The following is an 18,655-nucleotide window of genomic DNA, read 5'->3' as shown; positions in this document are numbered from 1 at the left end:
TTTTTCAATACAAGACGTTACAATCAATTGATTTTTAAAGTACTAATGTGTCATTACTTCTCAATTTCACAATATTTTAATTTTTCCCTTAGATTTTCTATATCAGCAGGATTAATTTTATTTCCATGAACATCTAAATATCTTAATTTGGTCAACTTCTCGATGGATTGAGGTAAATTCGAAATTTTGTTATCGTAGATAGAAATACTTTGTAATGTTTTAAGATTTCCTATAGCATCAGGGAGTCGTTCCAGAGGATTATTTACAATAAAAAGAATTTCTAAATTTTCTAAGTTGATAAAAGAATCCGGAAGCTCTTTAATTGCGTTATTTCTTAAATATATATTTTGTAGTCGTTTAAGATTCCCTATTGAATTAGGTAATTTTCTTATCGGATTGTTTTGTAGATACAAATCGGTTAAGTTGGATAAATTTCCAAGTGATTCGGGTAATTCGGTTAATAAATTTTCTTGCAGGTCTAAGTCTTTTAATTGTTTTAGACATTCTATAGATTTGGGTAGTTTTTCAAGCATATTTAACCGTAAATCCAGACGTTCTAAATTGGTGAGTTGGCATATTTGCCCTGTTATATTAGACAAATTATTACCATAGAGCCTTAGTACTTTTAAGTTTTTAAAACTCCCGATAATTTTAGGAATACTATCTAATTTTCCGTGGGATAAATCCAGTTCTTCAATATTTTCTTTTTTATCGATTAACTCTTCTAGAAACTCGATAACACTTTGATTACCTTTTCTATCATTTACCAGAGTGTATGAAGATTTTTGAGCATGGATAGAAGTGCTGATGAATAGTGTAAAAAGAAAAATTAAGATTATTTTCATAGGGCTCGATTTGGTACTGGCAACAATAGTATTTGTAATAGAATACATATACTTGTTTGTATTTATTTTAAAACTTCACATGGTCAATATGAGCTTATATCAAAAATACGGTTTTACAAAATAGAATGTGTTGTTTTTGATAGGTATTTATAGCATTTTAGTATTGCTGGTGGGTGGAGTTTATTTTTTACTAAGTAATGTATTTATTTCTGTATTCACTCCACCACATACAATTACTAAAACGGTTTCATTTTCTGTTATCAATTCAGGATGAAAATAAGGAACAGAAAGTGCTGCTCCACATGCCGGTTCAACGATTACATTATATTCATCCAAAAAAATAAATGAAGCATCAATAGCTTCTTTATCACTAACGGTGATTGGTTTAACATTGAAATGAGATGCTAGTTCTAATGATTTATCGGCAATTTTTTTTGCTCCTAAACTGGTTGCAATAGAGGATATTTCTTCTAATTCTATAATTTTTTTTGCTTGCCAACTTTTATAAAATGATGCTGCACCTGTAGTTTCGGTTGTAATTACCTGAGTGTTTTCCCATCCATTTTTTTTCATTCCTTCTAGTATTCCGCAAAGTAAGCCTCCGCCACCAACAGATACTATAATTTTGTCGGGTTGTTTTATTTGTCTTGCACATTCATCGATAATAGTCGAATGGCCTTTCCAAAGTAAAGGATCATCAAACGGAGAAACATAAACAGCACCTGTCTCTTCCGAAATTTTCTGGGCGTATCGATGAGCTTCATCCCAAACATTACCATATACTTCGACTTCGGTCCCTAAATTTGCTATTTTGTTAATCATAAATGCAGAAGTTGTTTTAGGAACGACTACTTTAACTTTTACACCTATATGTTTCCCAACGTATGCTAAAGAATATCCTGCATTTCCGCCTGAAGAAGCAATAAAGTTTTTTTTCCCTTTTTCGAAATGAAAGCGACATAATTCTTCCATACCTCTAATTTTGAAAGAACCGGTTGGTTGATAGCAGTCTAACTTATAATATATATTTTTTTGTTGCTCTCTTTTTAATTTATGTGATCTATAAATTGGGGTTTCTATGTAAAGTTTATGGTCCATCTGTTATTTTAATATTGCCTAGCGATACTATATATATTGAGTATGCACATATTAGTTTGAATTTATTTTAAAAACTCATCTAATAGACTGCATAAGTGTATATCAAAAATAAGGTTTTACAATATAGGATATGATATTTTGAATGTCTTTCATACCCTTGAGATCATTAATTAAACGACTTTCTAAATTCTAAAGGAGACATTTCTGTTTTATTCTTGAAAAGTTTGCTAAAAGATGCTGGATGCTCAAAACCCAAACTGTAGGCAATTTCGCTTATTGAAAGTGGTGTAGTAGATAGTTGTTCTTTTGCTTTTTCTATTAACTTATTATGAATATGTTGCTGCGTACTTTGCCCTGTAAGTGATTTAAGCATACTACTTAAATAATTTGGAGAAAGATTTAAGCAATTAGCAACCCATAAAACTGTTGGCAAACCTTTGTCATCCATGCTTTCATCATTAAAATAATCTAACAAAACTTTTTCGAATTTATTTAGTATTTGATGGTTAGGTATTTTACGAGTAATAAATTGCCTTTCATAGAATCGCTCGGCATAATTGAGTAGTAATTCTAACTGTGAAATAATAATCTTCTGACTAAATTTATCAATATTAGATTGGTATTCATGACGTATAGTATTCAAAAGATTTATCATCATTAGCTCTTCTTTTTCAGAAAGAAAAAGGGCTTCATTTATAGTGTACCCAAAAAAGCCATAGTGTTTGATTTGATGCGCTAAAGGTGAATTCCATAAAAAATTGGGGTGTATCAATAATAGCCAACCAGAAGGTGTATGGTTTTTGATATTTGGATTGTTTCTTAAGCTCATCACTTGATTTGGCGCAACGAAAGTCATTACGCCTTCATCAAAATCATATTCTTGTTGACCGTAAAAAAACTTATGCGCCACATTACGTTTTAACCCAATAGTATAATAATCTTGTCTCCATTGCAAATCATTAATGTCTGATGAGTACTTAACATTACTATAGTCTATTAGACTAATTAATGGGTGTTCAGGAGGATTGATATGAGCTAGTTTATGATAATCACTAACCTTTTTTAAGTGTATTATGTCTTTCATTATTATAAATTTATGGAAAAGATTTTATACCAACATTCCTCCTGACACTTCAATGCGTTGGCCGTTAATCCAACCTGCTTTATCAGAACATAAAAAAGCAACAGTACCTCCTATATCTTCGGCTTCGCCAACGCGACCTAATGCTGTAATATTAGCTATAATGGCTCTTTTTTCTTCATTATCCCGATTACTGCCTCCAGCAAAATTGGTTGCTATAGCTCCGGGAGCAATAACATTGGCCGTAATTTTATGTTGCCCCAATTCTTTTGCTAAATAACGTGTAAATACTTCTATGCCACCTTTCATCATAGCATAAGCAGACATCCCAGGTAAACTAAAACGCGTCAATCCACTAGAAATATTAATAATTCGCCCGCCTTTATTAAGATATGGTAATGCTTTTTGTGTTAAAAAATATACACTTTTGAGGTGTACATTCATCATTTCGTCGAATTGTTCTTCAGTAGTATCAGATGTCAAATTGAAAGTTCCTGTTCCAGCATTATTAATTAAAAAATCAAAGTTAGGATTGCCGTTTTGTTGCTTTAGATAATCTGTGGCTTTAACCATAAATTCTTGCCCACTTTTATAGTTATTCGCATCAAAAGGAAAAGCTACTGCTTTTTGCCCAATGGATTCTATTTCTAAAATAACTTCCTTTGCTTTTTTATCGTTGGTATGATAGGAGAAGATAATGTGTATGCCATCCTTTGCAAGATTAAGTGCCATATCTCTTCCTAAACCTCGACTTGCTCCTGTTATAATTGCTGTTTGTTGACTCATTTTTATATTTGTTTTTAATTACAATACAAAGTTGAGTTAATGCAGAAAATTATAATATTCCAAATCTATGGTTGTCTTATCCAAATCTAATGTGTAAAGATCAATTCCTGCCAATAGTACGATATGCATACCAGTACACATATCTCTGATGATTTTTTAAAACTCGTATAATATGGGTGAGTTTATCCCAAAAATGAGGTTATTGATGTTTTATGCAGGATGTATATCATTATAAGAGAGGTTTTAGTGATAGCAATTATTTTTATCGTAAAAATTTCTTCTAAAAAGTGTGATGTTTTTACATGTAACGATACTAATAGAGTGTATCTAAAATTACATACTTATGAAACAACCCAGCCATAGTTTTGCTTTTTTTCTACGTAAATTCTTCCAGTTTTATAAACGCGAAGTCAAACAGTTTAATGCTATTTTAAGAATTAAACCTGGTAACTCCTCACGTAAATGTTAATGGCTTAATATAATGTTATACCTAAGTGTTGTTTTACGTTATTTGGGTATCACTTCTACTTTGTATCCGTATTTTAAAGATTTGAAAAAAGACTGTTGATTCTCGAATACATATCCGTTTGCTATAAATTTCATTTCATATGTATCGGTTTTTAATTCAAGGCTTGTTTCTTCGATAGCCAGATACCAATGCATCAATTTCATCTTTGGTTGGATAACTATTTAGGTTTTTTAGAATACCCCAAATCTCGTTTAACGATTTTTCTTCTGTATTAGAAAATCATAATAGTTTTAAATGCTATCGATTTTTATTTTTTGTTTGCGAATGTCGGTAAGAAGATGTCTTTCATTATTGCAAAAGGTAACTTATCCTCTTGCGAGTTGTATGCACCTCCTGTAAATACAGCAACCATATCCAGTTCAGGAAAAATCATGATATATTGCCCTCCGTTTCCAGTTGCTGTTTTAGAAACCATCATTTTTTCGCCTACTTTAAATGGAATATTCCACCACAAATAGCCGTAATCAATTCCTGTAATTTTTGTTTTTGGAGTAGTCGATTCCTCAATCCATTTTTTAGAAACAATTTGTCTTTCATTCCACTTTCCATTATTGAGTATCAATTGCCCAATTTTAGCCATATTACGAGAGGTCATATATAACCTTTTTCCCGAAGGAATCACCTTTTTATTCGAAGTATGCTCCCAACTTATATTAGTAATGCCTAGTGGATTGAATAGATATTGTTGAGCAAATGTATCGATTGTCATTTTTGAAGCTAGACTTATTATTTCGGCTATTAATACTACGCCCATAGAGCAATAATTAGAGACTGTTCCTGGTTCGTTAACCATTGGTAAATTAAGTGTATATTGAAGCCAGTCCTTTTTTTTATACACTCTATCCTCTTGCCCTGCTGATTTCTTGTCCCAGTCATTACAATCAAATCCAGGAGACATTGTTAATAGATGTCTGATTGTAATTTTATTTTTTCTCTCGTCAAGATTTTTAGTTGGCACCAGATTTTTGAGATACTTTGATATGGGATCGTCGATACTATCAATGAATCCTTTATCAATTGCAATCCCTAATAAAATTGACCTTATGCTTTTTGTTGAAGAGCGGAGGTCGTGTTGTTTATTTGCAGAATGGTCGTTGAAATATTCCTCAATAACGATTTGATTATTTTTTACTAATAAAATACTGTGCAACTTGTTTTTACTATTCTGTATCTGGTTAAATAATTGATAGATTCTTGTGGTATCTATATTCTGTGAGTGCAGATTGCTTGTTTTCCATCCATCCTCAAGATTTTTTGGCTGAGAATATTTATATGAATTTTGTCCGTAGCAAAATGTACTAATTATGAGAATAAAAAATGTTTGGGTTGCTATGTTTTTCATAGTAAAGAGTAGCCACAATATACGTACCAATTTTTATTTAAAAGTTCATTTTATACATAAGGGCACATTTCAAAAATACGGTTTTAGAAAACATGATTTGATATCTTGGTAGGATTGATTTTGTTATATAGATACGTTATAACTATAGGGAGAATTAAACTTTTTAACGGTTTTAGTCCAGAGTGAATCGAAAGGATCAGCTCATGGTTTGATTGCGATACGATAAAAAATTGAGTAGAAATGAGTGTTCCTATACCTAGCCACATCAATGCTGGCCCTATATTTTTTCTGAAAATAATTAGGGCTAGACTAATAATTATAATACCTCTAAGAATACTCTGTATCGTTATTATGGCCGAAACAGGAATAGCATCTTGAAATGAGTGTAAGAAATTATTTGAGTTTACCATATCATCTTCAAAATAGATGGTATATAGCTTAGATATGTGATAAAATAATAAAAAGAGGATAGGAACTACTATAGCTATTTTTGAAATTTTTGAAGTCGATTTCATATAGGCTTGTAATTAGGTTATAGGTATGTAGATCAATAGACTCAATAGGTATTGTGCTATTTATCATTCTGCTTTATGTTGATTATTCTTTGCTCAAAGCGAAGCGGAGATGGTAACGGATTTTCATATTCACTAAATTTTTCATTTAGATATGCATTATGTTTACTTCTCTTCTGATGAATTAAATCGTAATGCGTAAATGTTGTCCATAATACCGATTTTAATAAGGTCTTTTCTTCATTCCACATTTGCATTTCTACCAGAATATCGCTGGCATTCCATTCTAATATTGTTGATAGTATGATTACTTTTTCCATTAACTGCGCAGGATTAAAATATGCGATTTGATTTTGAGTCACTAACCAGCTTCTACCTGTTTTTTTCGCATACTGATACACATCAAAATCATAATTATTTGCCAAATGATCTTCTCTAGCATTTATAAAATAATCTATATACCTGGAGTTGTTTAAATGATTGAATGGATCACAATCAGGAAAACGAATCACTGCTATACTTTCTGGGGTTTTGGTTATTTTCATAATGCTTCTGTCATTTTTCCAATATTTACTCCTTCTGCCGTGGTAAATTTTATATCACGAACGTATTCCATATCCCCCCATAGGTATGCATTTCCTTTTAATCCTTTTGTTGTCTTCATCCGTCTGTTTAGTCTTGAGATCTCAATATCGGTAGCTTTTCTTTTCTCTCCTAACACTCCATAGAGTCTAATAGCGGGATAAGAATCAAATTTTAATTTGTAAAGTGCTTTTATCCAAAACCATTTGCTGCTATTCACGCCTAAAACACATACGTTTTTATTTGTTTTTACATTATGGGGTATTTTTTTAGGAAATTTCTCAAAATAGAAACCAGTTTGATCTTTGTTTAAAAAAAATGTTCCTATTGGTGTTACCGTTGGTTTGTTATCATTGTCTACAGAAGCTATAGCAACCGATAAGCTGGTCTTATAGGTAGCATTAAAATGCTTTCTGATAAATCTCCAGTTTGCGATACTATTCATTTTATTCCTTTTACATAATGTAAAAGTCAATATTTGGAAACAGAAATCTTTTGATATAGATCAAATTCGACTATTTCTGTGCTCTAATTCGGCTTAGGGTCTCTTGGGTTATACCGATGTACGAAGCAATATCACCTAATGAAATATGTAATTCTATTTTAGGATATTCTTTTAAAAGAAAGTCATATCGTTCTTTTGCCGTAGAGAACTGAAGATATACGACCCTTTTCTGTAGTTGAAGCATTATTTTGGTAATGGCATTTCTTGTAAATCGTTCAAAATCGTGATATTTATTAGAAAGGATATTGATATGTTTCCGGTTAAACTCTAATAAGATACTATCTTCGGTAAGTTCTATATAATGCTCACTAGGATGGCCCAAAAAATAACCGGTAATTGCACAGATAAATTCATGCTCAAAAGAAAACCAGTCTGCTATGGCTTTTCCATCTTTTAAATGATATGCCTTTGCACTCCCTTTATAGATATAAAAAAGCTTATTTGTATAACTACCTTCACGTACCAACTGAGTACCTTTTTCTAATTCTAACATTAAAATATCGCTTTTCCACTCTTCAATGATTTCATTTGACAGCGTATCATATTGGCTTGTTATTTTAGCAATAATTTCATCTAACATTGAATTATTTTTTTGACGCATCAGATATACTTAGGACTACATATAGTTATGATTTGACTATGGAAAGATAATGAATTCGAACCATAAAATAGTTTTTCGAAAGGCCTATTCTGAGTTTGTCTAGGGTACAGCATTACATGGTTTTTATAACATTAGGGACTTCTGCAACAGTGATTATTATTTGTTATTTTCTTTTTGCGATTTGACTTTCTTTTCCATTAAAATAAGTCAATTCTTTTCCATCATTCGAAAAAGAGATATATCTGTAGGGCACTTGTCCTTTGATATGAAATTTGGTATCAGAAAGCGTAGAGAGCTCAAATATATATGCGCCTTTTCTTCGCAGCATTAATTTGTTATCTTGAAAAATTAGTTCATCAATTTCCCCATTTTTATATTGGTACATTCCTTCGTAATTTTTTGCATTCTCTGGAAGCGGAGCACTAGCATTGTAGTCAACAGAAATTGTTTTTTCAATGGTTTGAGCATGTACGGTATTGTTTCCGGTAAAAGTCAAAGCTAATTGTTTAATTTCTTCATCTTGAGTTATTTCATCCGGAGCTTTACCGGCAAGTGATAGTTCTTTGATTCTTTCGATCCATTGTATTGAATTTTTTCTATACGCATTAAGTTCTGTTTTATCAGAAGATAATTTACCGTGACCAGCTACGATAACAGTATTTTCATTTCCAAGAGATAATGCTTTGTCTATGAAATCTATATGCCCCTTACTACCACCTCCGTAATAAAAATGAGGAAAGAAATTAGTCATATATGTATCTCCCATAAAAATAGTGTTGTTTTTAGTGAAATAAATAAGCACGTCGTCAAAAGTGTGTGAAGTAATATGATAAAGCTCAACTCTTTCATTTTCTAAATCGAGTGTATACTCGTTTTTAAAAGTAAGATCATATTTTGCACCGGTATATTTAATGTTTTCTTGAGAAATGATTGTTGCCCCTAATTCTGCAAAGAATGAATTTGCCCCGGTATGATCTTCATGATCATGTGTGTTGATTACATATTTAATAGGTTTATTAGAAAACTCTTTTATTTTTTCTAATAAGGCCTGGTGATTATTAGAGCCTGTCATAGGATCAATTAAAATGATTTCTTTATTTCCTATAAAAACACCAACGTTTGTATTATAATTATTAGACTTTATGACATAAAGGTTATCTGTTATCTTCTGTTGTGTAAAATTAGATTCTTGTTCTAATTTTGTTTCATGTCGAACTACTATTTCACTTTTTTCTTTTGTTTTTTGCTCTAAGCAGGAAGTGAAAAATACACAAAGAAAAATTAGCATCAATTGTTTTATATGGGGTGAGCGTATTAATTGAATATTCATGATTTGTTTTATATATGATGTAAAAACTATTAATTAGCAAGAGAATACAAAACCAAAAGTATTATTTTATTTTAATTATTGCGTCTTTGCATTTTTCAATGGCATCGTATATTTCTAATGTTTTATCCTTTAGATTAACGTTTATATACGAACTACATATGGCCTGAAAATGTTTCGGTTCTAGAGCTATGATTTGTTTTTGATTCACTGTTTTATTTTCAATTTTTAAATGATAATTTTTATTGCTACAAGATTGAAATAATGTAACAAAATAGTTAGTGCTCGAAAAATTTTTAAGGCTAAACTCTTCTAAGTTTTGCGAAACATCATACATCGTATGCGATAATAATGTACTATTCTTTTTTTGCTGGTAAAAAGAAACAACCCTATTATTACTATCTTTTACAGGAGTATAAGTGCTATCTAATAATTGTATTGCATATTTGTGGTTAGGGTGTATAGATTTTTTTTTCAAAATTAAAATTTTGTGACACATAAAACCCCACCCACAATGTTGTGCTATTGCATATTGCGTTCCCAATAACAATAGTATTAAGAAGAGGATGTTTTTTTTCGTATGTAGCGTAATCATTTGTTATTTACATAAAGTTTTCAATTCTAATATTTATTTGATAAACTTTTCTATATGAGTTCTTAATTTAGAACAAAGATAAATTTAGGTATATTTTTATCTCTCACTGTTTTCAGTGAAAATGGTTACAAAATGTTTTTTTATTAAATGAACGTGAATTCGATATAAGGATTTAGTTTTAAAAAGCCGTCAAATTGAGTGATTTTTCTTATGTAGAACTTACGTTAAATGAGTTCATTTATAAGATATGTCATGATATGATTTGTAGGTTTGTTATACAATTACGTTTAAATATATAACTATGCTTTTATAGTGTATATAGGATCAATAGAGTGTTTATGAAAAAGAAAGAAGATAGAGCCAATAGAATAAAAAAGCCCTGGCCAACTAAAGATGCTATGGAGCAGGTTTATAAAATGAAACTTTGGGGAGGTAATACATCTGATTTTTATTCGGGTGCAGGGTCACATCAACCCGAGATTGTAGATCCATATATAGACGTTGTGACTTCATTTTTAACATCTTTTAAATGCCCTCTTACAGTATGTGATTTAGGTTGTGGAGATTTTAATGTAGGAAAAGAATTGGTAAAGCATACGAAACGGTATGTTGCGGTAGATATAGTAACAGATCTTATAACATATAATAAAGAAAATTTTAAAGCAGAAAATTTAGAATTTCATTGTCTGGATATTGCAGTAGATGATCTGCCTTCTGGGGATTGCGCTATAGTAAGACAAGTGTTACAACATCTATCGAATGCAGAAGTACAAAGTGTAGTGAGTAAGTTAACCGATTTTAAATATGTTATTTTAACAGAGCATTTACCTGAAGGCGATTTTGTACCTAATAAAAATATTATTTCTGGACAAGGGATTAGACTAAAAAAACAAAGTGGTTTAAACATATTAGCACCACCATTTAATGTTAAGGTAAAAGAAGAAAAACAATTGGTATCTATTACTTTAAATGATCATCGAGGGGTTATTACAACTACATTGTATAGTTTTTAAACTATAGCTGTTTTTATACCAAGGGTTACATTCATAAGCACTAATTTTTCAGAAAAAAAACTAATTTAAAGATAAAAGCGGTATAGGCGTCAACCCGAACCGCTTTTATTAGATATGTTTTTGCAGCTAGTATTATTCAGAAACTTTTTTAAGATTGGCTAACCCTTTTTCAAAGACAGATCCTACTTTACCTTCCATCATTAAATTACCCATAATTCTTTTTAAAGGATTGTATCCTAAATTTACTTTAACCGTCCATGTAACTGTGGTTGTGTTATGATCCTTATTAAACAACCAGTTACCATTTGCAAAACCGCCATCTTCAAAAGTAATTAGTGTCTTAATGCGTTTATTCAAATCACTTTCAATGATTTCAACACTTCCATCTCCTTTTCCTTGATTATAAATCAATTTTGAACCAACACCAGCAGTTGCCCCCAGTGTTTTTTTAATTACTTTAGTATAGTCCATTCCTTCTTCGTGCCATGGCCCGCCCCATTTTTTCCAGTTTTCCATAGCATTTACATGATTAAAAACATGTTCTACCGGCGCATGAATTACAGTAGATCTGCTTACTTCTTTTTGTGTAGAAAAGAATAGCGATACCACACTTATCAAAAGAATTAGTAGTAGTATTCCTAAACCTATTTTTTTAAATATCTTCATTACTATAAGTCTTTAGAATTCCAGGCGGTATCTGCCTTTTGGATTCGATTGGGTAATAGTTTGAATAAAAATTTTGCTACACCATTAGAAAAAGCATAATGTTTTCCATTTTTAGTTAAAACATATTTAGTACTTGTCTTAACCGTTGTTTTTCCTGTGCTTACGGCAAATGCACAGTTTCCGTTATATTCTAGATTTTTCATTGCTTTGCATTTTAATTTATACCTTCCATTTGTTTAATAGCTCTAACTTCTATAGTACCTTCTGCGTCTTCAAACATTGGGTTTGCTTTTGCAATTTCGATAGCTTCTTCTAAGTTCTTTGCTACTATATGGAAATAGCCTACAATTACTTCTTTAGACTCATTAAAAGGGCCATCTTTAAAAACACCTTTGTTTCCATGAATAATGGCACCTTTCATTTCCAAAGGTTGTGCTCCTTTTAATTTTCCAGCTTCCATTAGTCCTCCAATGTACATTCCTATTTTTTGAACATGAGCTTGTTGTTGCTCTGGCGAAAGCCCTTCTAAATGGTCTCCTTTGGTTTTGATAAAAATCATAAATTCCTGCATAGTTTAATTTTTTGACTAATTAATAATTATTGTCTTATACCCTTAAGTCAAACGAAAGGAGGTAAAAGGGACATTGAAACCTTAAAAAAATTAAATTTTTTTAGAATATTCTTTTAATCTGTTGTTAATCAATGCTTTTGAGTTTTTGTTAAGCGGTAGCTTTAAAGCATTGTTTAATAATTCGATAGCGATTTTTGGTTCATTATTTTTAAAATGAAGCTCTGCCTTGGTGGTGTAATACGGTAAATAAGAGAGAAAGATAGAATCACCCTCTATGTTATTGAGTTGCTCAAGCGCTTCTTGACTATTGGTTAATTTGGCAATAACAACAACTCTATTAAGTAGAACAAGTGGCGAATTATCAATATCTACCAGCAAGTCATAAAGAGCCAAAATACTTTCCCAGTCTGTAGATTCGTAGGTTTTGGCTGTACAATGATGAGCAGATATGGTAGCAAGTATATGGTAAATAGAAATTTCGTTTTGTTTTGCCGAAAATTCTAGATAATAAAGTCCTTTTTTGATTAAAGCTTTATCCCATTTATTTCTGTCTTGATGTTCTAAGTTTAAGAGATTGTTAGATTTGTCTATTCTAGAATCGAAACGAGATGTGTTTAAAGACATTAAGGCCAATAGGGCATAGGTTTGAGACGAATTTATATTAGCATTAGAGGCAATAATCTCGGCAAGTCTTATGGCTTCTTCACATAATTCAAAACGAATTATAGTATCTCCAGAAGTAGCATTGTAGCCTTCGTTAAACAAAAGATAAATAGTTTCCAGAACACTTGATAACCTGTGCTCTAGTTTTTTTCCAACGGGTACTTCGAATGGGATATTGGCTTCCTTAATCGTTTTTCTTGCTCTAACTAATCTTTTGTTGATATTTTCATTAGTTGTCAGAAATGCTTTTGCGATTTCGGGTATACTAAATCCACATAGTGTTTTTAGGGTTAGCGCTATTTGTGAGTCGGTAGAAATAGAAGGATGACAGCAGGTAAATATCATTCGTAATTGGTCATCTGCAATTTCTTTATCGGTAAATATATGTTTTAGAGCGGGCGCTACTGTCCATTCAGATTGTAAGTGACGAGCAATTTCAGAGGCATGTTCTCTCTTGTATTGTTCTCTGTTAACAATATTTACAGCTTTATACTTAGCAACTTTATATATCCATCCTGTAGGGTTATCAGGAATACCTTCATACGACCATTTATTTAGGGCTTCGAGCATAGCCTCCTGTACTACATCTTCGGCAAGTTCTATATTCGAAGTCCCGAATGTTTTAGTGAGTACAGCAACTAATTTGCCATATTCATGTCTGAACAGATGATCTATTTTCTTCCTTATATTTGTTTTACTACCGGTCATTTTTATGTTGACTACAATATTGAGTACAAAATACGTTTTACTTTATTTTTTTACTCCACTCACGTTGCCTTATTTTAATCAGAGAATCAATTTCCTTGTTATATTTTAATTCCCAGCCAATCCCATTTATTTCAGTTAAATATTGATTCATTTGGTCATTATACCTGGTTTAGTTCTTCTATACTTTTTATCAGCTTTACAATCTTTCTTTCGTTTTTATTTTCAGCTTTAACCATAATTTTATAAAAAGGAATTGTTATCATCATAGTGATTGGCAAAATTATAAATAACAATTCATTAGGTAAATCAATATATCCAATCCCTAATATGTTTCCTAGGTTTGTGTCTTTGTTATTGAAATAAGTGTAAATGACTAAAGGAGATAACATGAATCCCACACCCAACACAGTATTTCTGAGGTTAATTCTGTTTATAGCTTTGAGTTTGCTATTAATCGACTTTAAATAATCGTAGCAGTTGGTATTATACTCTATTTTTTTTAATGATAAGAATTGCTTCCTACCGGTATAAAAATATAATAGACAGAATAGAGAAGGCGTGATAGACCACCAAAAACTAATATTGACTGATACCATTACAATTGGAATTAAAATACTCAGAATGATTAAAAAATATAAACTATTCTGAAAGTTGCTGAATAGCTTTTCAACAATATGTTTTGATTTTTGATTATATAGTATTGTTATCTGAGGAACTGCAAGTTCAGGTTTTTTGAGAAAACCTTCTTTCCAAGTTGTTTCAATTGTTTTTTCCATCTAATAGTTTTTTTAATCTGTTTTTAATTCGTTTTATCCTTACTCCTATATTATTGGTATTAGTCCCGATTACCTTAGCTATTTCTTGATAAGATAGCTCATCCAAATAGAGTAAGATTATGGCTCGGTCTACTTCTGAGAGTTTTCTGATAGCATCATAAAGTTGATTTAGAGATTTATCAGAAAAGACATTGTTCTCTTCGATGCTTTCCTGATCTATAGCATTAGGGTAGAAAGATCGTTCCTTTCTTTTCCTTTCTTTTTTTGCCAAGGTCATACAAACATTTAGAGACAGGCGATAAATCCAAGTAGACCAATTAGATTTACCTTTAAAATTATCTTTGCTACGCCAAATCTGTAAACAAACTTCTTGATAGTAATCTTCAAAATCTTCTTGCGAATTACTATATGCCCTGCAAATTTTAATGATGATATTCGCATAAGGAAGAATTGATGTAATATAAAAATCTGTACTCACTAAGAATGTTTTATTTAGTTAGTGATAAAAAATCATATTTATTACACCCTACACATATTTTTATAAAATAACTAAAATAGTAAAGTTTTATCCTTTTAGCTTTTTTATTGATATATAACAACACCGTGATTCATTTTGAGATATGTGATTCTGAGTCATGATATTACTAGAATTGTTTAAGCATTGCTTATAGCTTAGTTTATGGTACATTTTGATGTGTTACATCTTGTTGTAGCATGTTATTTATTCTCCTTTTATTTGTTTTCTAAGATATTTTGCCATCTTATTCATTTCTTTCTCAAACCGATTTTTCACTTCTCTGTTCTGACTAATCCTAAATCTAATTTCATCTTCACCTCCTCCAATTTCATTTAAATGGTCGAAATCTGTATTTCGCAGTTCAATTAATCTCTGTTTACCAATTTCAAAGTTCTCAAAATCATCTAGGCTACTCATTAGGTTTTTATAATGACTTTCTTCAATTAACAAAGCATTCTTTTCTAACGATTCTCTTGTCGATTTGAGTTGAATCGAAAATTTTTTTAATCTTTCTTTTGAGGCTACTTCCCATAAGTCGGCTCCGTTAAGCTTTAAATCACATAAGCTTTGCCATAAGTCGTTATAGATTTGAAACTGATTTTCTCTATACTTTAGAAACAAGATCTTAGATTTTTCTAATTCAATTTTGGTGGATTCAAGTTCTGATTGATATTTCTGTCTTAAAATTTCTAATTTCTCATTCTGAAAGGCTTTTTGAGTTTCTAATTCGGTTAGAAAATTACTTTTAAGAGTTTCTAGTTCTAGAGAATATTTAGCACTGTCTTTTGCTAAAAGTTTTTTTGCAAATAAATTTCCAAACCATTTAGATAACCCTAAAATAATTGCACCCGCTCCTCCAAGACTTAGGACAGATGCTCCTAAAATTTGTAATATATTTTCCATATTTTACTAGTGCTTTTTACAATGTTTAATGTATGGTTTCGAAGTGGGAAAGCAAAAAGTTATAGTTCACATTGTCCTAAAGATAGCAAACATGCACGAAATCCCGTAGAAATTTTCGCTGTTATGAACTTATAGATGTTGTCGTGGTTTTTGTCTATAGGATAAACTATTGGCTTTACACTTATTCTCTAGGACAAATTGTTGGTGGTGGTTATCAGTAATAATAGCTACAAATCCATGAATCTAGCAAAATTCTTATTATTCAGAATCTCTTCATATACTTGCTTTGCTTTCATATTGGTTTTAAATGGGTCTTGTTGATATATTTTTGAATATATTTCATCAGTAGTAATGGCGGTTTCATCTAATTTACTTTCGACATGCTCAAAAATTTTATTTTTATAATTTGATAGCCATTTTGGATTTTCAGGATTAACGATACCCAACTCAATAAACTTTTTGGTTTTATTTCTGCATCTACAAGGATTATTTTCGTTTACTAAACCACATTTTTTATGCATCCATTGGTGTAAATCTTTACGCGTTCTAGAAAGTTTTTTTCTAAAGTTAACCGGGGTAATATCAAAAATTTCGGAAGCTAGATTATGATCTATTTTAAAAATTTCTCCGACTATATATATTAATCGCTGACCTCTATCCAAGCACATAAGCATGCCGGCAGTACAAGCAATTCTTGCCTCTTGAATGGATTGCCCCATAACTTCATTTGTATTCTCTTCCTCGGCAATAAAGATATCTGGGACTGAATCCATAAACCCAAAAAATTTAGTGAATGTTAGCTCTTTTTTTTCTGGAGCACTTTTCTTTAAGTTTAAAATATGATTGAATGTAATTCTATAAAGCCATGTTCTAAAACGAGATTTTGAACTATCGTATTTTGCTAAATTTGTAATCAATTTAATCAATACTTCTTGGGTGGCATCTTCGGCGTCTGTAACATTGTTCAACATTTTTAAAGCAATATTGAAAATGTAATTTTGATGCCTATTTAAAAGTTTATTCAAGCTTTTCTTGCCTCCTTTTTTTGAGTTAGTTATTAATTTTTCATCAGTAGAATCATTATAATTGGCAAGTTTTAAAGGATTTTCCATAAGTAGCGTGTGTGAGTATAAAAATAAGTAAAAGGAGTAAGAATAACTTGCTCCTTTTACCTGTTATTTTATGATGTAGCAACCATTTCTAGTTGTACTAATCCAGATTGTAACAGATCTTTCATTCCATCTTCTAATTCTATATAGAGTTGGTCATCCAATTTTTGTGTAAGATCAAAATTTAGTTTCCAATGCACATAAGTTTCATCGTTTTCGTTTAAAACCTGCATTCTTCCCCATATATTTTTTGTGGGTGTGTCTAAGTTGTGATGGTCTATGATGTATGTAAAGATTTTATCATCTTCATCGATGGTAATGATAGATTCTGCTATGGTATGTCCTTCTTGAGTTTTGCAGATTCTTTTAGCACCAACACCTTCTCCCGTTAAGTCACAGCTAGCAATAAATGGAAACCATTTGTCCACATTATTTCCAGTTTTTAGAATGTCCCAAATATTGTTGCTGGACGTATTATATTTATGCTTAATTTCTATTGTACAATTCATTTTTATTTATTTTATTGGAAAATACTGTTGAGCAGGAGGTGTAATACGATTTAGACGTAGATATACTAATGTTTGGGCACGATGATGTGCTGTATGTTCTCTCATAAAATCCAAATACGCATATTTAGAATAATCAGGTTTGTTTGGCATAAATATCATGGTTCTCTTTTCTTTCAAGTCATTATCAGACATCCCTTTTACAGTTTTTGTTACGGCGTCAAAAGATGCGTTCACAAACTCTTTTATCTCTGATTTAGTTAATCCTGTTTTTTCAAAATCGGATGGAGGAGCTATTGGTGGCTGATCATTTAAAAAAATACTGTTCATGCCTTGAAGAATACCACCTAGATGTTTAAACTGTTGTGCAAATGTTCTTACACTGTCTACCTTTACAGGTTTGTAATTAAATTTGCTAGAAGGCATAGCATCAATTACTTGCAAGGTATAGGTTTTGGAAACTTGCCATGTAGCAAGAAAATTTTCCTTTCTCTCTGATGATTTTTTTTCACTTACTTCAGTGAAATAACAATTTTCTTTAGTGTTAGAATTACCTTTTTCTTTTGCGGTAGTAAAAGAGTACATCATAATACTCAAACCTATAAGTAATATTAGAGCAGTTGAAAACCTTAGTTTTACTATTACATTCTTCATTTTTATTTATTTTTAATTAATATATACTGTTTGTACAATTAGAATTGCCATGTGTGACGGTTAACTATTATTTTTTTAATCGAATATGAGTTGTGCCATAGCCATTATCCCAGGTGCCTTGGGCTTCTCCATTTTTTTCAAATATTAAATTTTGCTCTCCATAAAATCGATTATCGTTCGTTTTATAAAAACCATCAAAACGGTTTTTGCTGGCATTGTATTTACCAGTTAACACACCAGAATGATCCCCATCTCCTTCCCAAAAGGATTCATAATGGATAATTAAAGTTCCATCTTGTAAAAGTTTGGCATACAGTACTTTTCCTTTACTTGTGGGTGTACAGGAAAAAGAATAGTTGGTTGGAGCTTTTAAAAATGGATCTATATTTGATTTCTTAATGACTTCGTTCATAATTTTTTGTTGTTGATTAGCCAATAGGTTTGCTTCGTTAATAAAAAAACTCATAACTGTATATCCTAGAGCAATACCTAGAGTAACTTTGATAAGTTTTCTTGTTTGTTTTTTATTCATTTTTATTCTTTTATATAGTTGTTATACAACAAAACCTGTTGGGTGTGACAGGTTTTTTAGATAAACTTTATGACTATTATGGTATGTTGTCTTAGTAGGAATTTTTTATAAGAGGAATAAAAAAGATGTAGAATACGGGCTTCAATTTTAGCAGGAAAAGAATAATTGGGCAAGAAAGTTTTTTGTAGGAAGGAGAAGTAAGATATTAGGAGTGAGATGTGAGTTTTTAAAGGA

General features: G+C 31.0%; 24 protein-coding genes. 1 reads left to right on the top strand and 23 read right to left on the bottom strand.

The window, feature by feature from the left end; all coding sequences use genetic code 11:
• Positions 1 to 53 precede the first annotated feature (53 nt).
• The 12 genes from Z053_RS29125 to Z053_RS29120 all read right to left on the bottom strand — a co-directional run bounded on the left by Z053_RS29125 (position 54) and on the right by Z053_RS29120 (position 9,686).
• A complete protein-coding gene (locus Z053_RS29125; RefSeq protein ID WP_160170137.1) occupies positions 54 to 845 on the bottom strand; it encodes a leucine-rich repeat domain-containing protein in 792 nt (263 codons plus the stop codon).
• A gap of 180 nt (positions 846 to 1,025) precedes the next feature.
• Positions 1,026 to 1,943, bottom strand: a complete 918-nt coding sequence (locus tag Z053_RS0121935) for a pyridoxal-phosphate dependent enzyme (protein WP_025667114.1) — start codon at positions 1,941 to 1,943, stop codon at positions 1,026 to 1,028.
• Between the two features lie 166 nt (positions 1,944 to 2,109).
• Complete coding sequence (locus tag Z053_RS0121930) at positions 2,110 to 3,027, bottom strand: helix-turn-helix domain-containing protein (RefSeq protein ID WP_025667113.1); 918 nt, start codon at positions 3,025 to 3,027, stop codon at positions 2,110 to 2,112.
• 24 nt (positions 3,028 to 3,051) lie between these two features.
• A complete protein-coding gene (locus Z053_RS0121925) occupies positions 3,052 to 3,810 on the bottom strand; it encodes an SDR family NAD(P)-dependent oxidoreductase (protein ID WP_025667112.1) in 759 nt (252 codons plus the stop codon).
• 507 nt (positions 3,811 to 4,317) lie between these two features.
• The gene (locus Z053_RS31640) at positions 4,318 to 4,482 is read right to left on the bottom strand and encodes a hypothetical protein (protein WP_160170136.1); all 165 of its coding nucleotides are present in this window, start codon (positions 4,480 to 4,482) and stop codon (positions 4,318 to 4,320) included.
• Between the two features lie 104 nt (positions 4,483 to 4,586).
• The gene (locus Z053_RS0121915; protein ID WP_025667111.1) at positions 4,587 to 5,681 is read right to left on the bottom strand and encodes a serine hydrolase domain-containing protein; all 1,095 of its coding nucleotides are present in this window, start codon (positions 5,679 to 5,681) and stop codon (positions 4,587 to 4,589) included.
• 83 nt (positions 5,682 to 5,764) lie between these two features.
• Positions 5,765 to 6,196: a hypothetical protein gene (locus Z053_RS0121910; protein ID WP_025667110.1), complete on the bottom strand. Its 432-nt coding sequence runs from the start codon at positions 6,194 to 6,196 to the stop codon at positions 5,765 to 5,767.
• Positions 6,197 to 6,252: 56 nt separating this feature from the next.
• Entirely contained in the window at positions 6,253 to 6,738 is a 486-nt protein-coding gene (locus Z053_RS0121905; RefSeq protein ID WP_035096558.1) for an acyl-CoA thioesterase, read from the bottom strand.
• The gene (locus Z053_RS0121900; RefSeq protein ID WP_025667108.1) at positions 6,735 to 7,220 is read right to left on the bottom strand and encodes a pyridoxamine 5'-phosphate oxidase family protein; all 486 of its coding nucleotides are present in this window, start codon (positions 7,218 to 7,220) and stop codon (positions 6,735 to 6,737) included. The genes Z053_RS0121905 and Z053_RS0121900 overlap by 4 nt, the downstream gene beginning before the upstream one ends.
• Before the next feature lie 70 nt (positions 7,221 to 7,290).
• A complete protein-coding gene (locus Z053_RS0121895; RefSeq protein ID WP_025667107.1) occupies positions 7,291 to 7,860 on the bottom strand; it encodes a Crp/Fnr family transcriptional regulator in 570 nt (189 codons plus the stop codon).
• A gap of 184 nt (positions 7,861 to 8,044) precedes the next feature.
• Positions 8,045 to 9,211, bottom strand: a complete 1,167-nt coding sequence (locus tag Z053_RS0121890; RefSeq protein WP_025667106.1) for an MBL fold metallo-hydrolase — start codon at positions 9,209 to 9,211, stop codon at positions 8,045 to 8,047.
• Between the two features lie 61 nt (positions 9,212 to 9,272).
• Positions 9,273 to 9,686, bottom strand: coding sequence for a hypothetical protein (locus Z053_RS29120; RefSeq protein WP_025667105.1), 414 nt, complete (start codon positions 9,684 to 9,686; stop codon positions 9,273 to 9,275).
• Between the two features lie 455 nt (positions 9,687 to 10,141).
• Here Z053_RS29120 and Z053_RS0121880 point away from each other — a divergent pair, with 455 nt between their 5' ends.
• Positions 10,142 to 10,816 (top strand): class I SAM-dependent methyltransferase, encoded by a 675-nt coding sequence (locus Z053_RS0121880; protein ID WP_025667104.1) that lies wholly within the window; start codon positions 10,142 to 10,144, stop codon positions 10,814 to 10,816.
• Positions 10,817 to 10,948: 132 nt separating this feature from the next.
• Here the strand turns inward: Z053_RS0121880 and Z053_RS0121875 are convergent, their stop codons facing one another.
• From Z053_RS0121875 to Z053_RS0121825, 11 genes are all read right to left on the bottom strand, one after another.
• Positions 10,949 to 11,482 (bottom strand): SRPBCC family protein, encoded by a 534-nt coding sequence (locus tag Z053_RS0121875; RefSeq protein WP_025667103.1) that lies wholly within the window; start codon positions 11,480 to 11,482, stop codon positions 10,949 to 10,951.
• 2 nt (positions 11,483 to 11,484) lie between these two features.
• Positions 11,485 to 11,685 (bottom strand): hypothetical protein, encoded by a 201-nt coding sequence (locus Z053_RS0121870; RefSeq protein WP_025667102.1) that lies wholly within the window; start codon positions 11,683 to 11,685, stop codon positions 11,485 to 11,487.
• Positions 11,686 to 11,696: 11 nt separating this feature from the next.
• Positions 11,697 to 12,053, bottom strand: coding sequence for a YciI family protein (locus tag Z053_RS0121865; protein WP_025667101.1), 357 nt, complete (start codon positions 12,051 to 12,053; stop codon positions 11,697 to 11,699).
• Between the two features lie 90 nt (positions 12,054 to 12,143).
• A complete protein-coding gene (locus Z053_RS0121860) occupies positions 12,144 to 13,424 on the bottom strand; it encodes an RNA polymerase sigma factor (RefSeq protein ID WP_025667100.1) in 1,281 nt (426 codons plus the stop codon).
• Positions 13,425 to 13,582: 158 nt separating this feature from the next.
• On the bottom strand, positions 13,583 to 14,200 hold the full coding sequence (locus Z053_RS0121855) for a hypothetical protein (protein ID WP_025667099.1): 618 nt from the start codon (positions 14,198 to 14,200) through the stop codon (positions 13,583 to 13,585).
• Positions 14,184 to 14,678 carry an RNA polymerase sigma factor gene (locus Z053_RS0121850; protein WP_025667098.1) on the bottom strand — a complete coding sequence of 165 codons (495 nt, stop codon included), beginning with the start codon at positions 14,676 to 14,678 and terminating at the stop codon, positions 14,184 to 14,186. Before Z053_RS0121850 ends, Z053_RS0121855 begins: the two co-directional genes overlap by 17 nt.
• Before the next feature lie 243 nt (positions 14,679 to 14,921).
• Positions 14,922 to 15,620, bottom strand: coding sequence for a hypothetical protein (locus Z053_RS0121845; protein WP_025667097.1), 699 nt, complete (start codon positions 15,618 to 15,620; stop codon positions 14,922 to 14,924).
• Positions 15,621 to 15,847: 227 nt separating this feature from the next.
• Complete coding sequence (locus Z053_RS0121840) at positions 15,848 to 16,732, bottom strand: RNA polymerase sigma factor (protein ID WP_025667096.1); 885 nt, start codon at positions 16,730 to 16,732, stop codon at positions 15,848 to 15,850.
• Between the two features lie 68 nt (positions 16,733 to 16,800).
• A complete protein-coding gene (locus Z053_RS0121835; protein ID WP_025667095.1) occupies positions 16,801 to 17,238 on the bottom strand; it encodes an SRPBCC family protein in 438 nt (145 codons plus the stop codon).
• Positions 17,239 to 17,244: 6 nt separating this feature from the next.
• Positions 17,245 to 17,889, bottom strand: a complete 645-nt coding sequence (locus tag Z053_RS0121830) for a DinB family protein (RefSeq protein WP_035096555.1) — start codon at positions 17,887 to 17,889, stop codon at positions 17,245 to 17,247.
• A gap of 67 nt (positions 17,890 to 17,956) precedes the next feature.
• On the bottom strand, positions 17,957 to 18,421 hold the full coding sequence (locus Z053_RS0121825) for a hypothetical protein (protein ID WP_025667093.1): 465 nt from the start codon (positions 18,419 to 18,421) through the stop codon (positions 17,957 to 17,959).
• Between the last annotated feature and the right edge of the window lie 234 nt (positions 18,422 to 18,655).

This window comes from Aquimarina megaterium XH134, assembly GCF_000520975.1.
Taxonomy (GTDB): domain Bacteria; phylum Bacteroidota; class Bacteroidia; order Flavobacteriales; family Flavobacteriaceae; genus Aquimarina; species Aquimarina megaterium.
The sequence above is the reverse complement of the archived record's forward strand: the minus strand, read 5'-3'. Positions and strand labels throughout refer to the sequence as shown.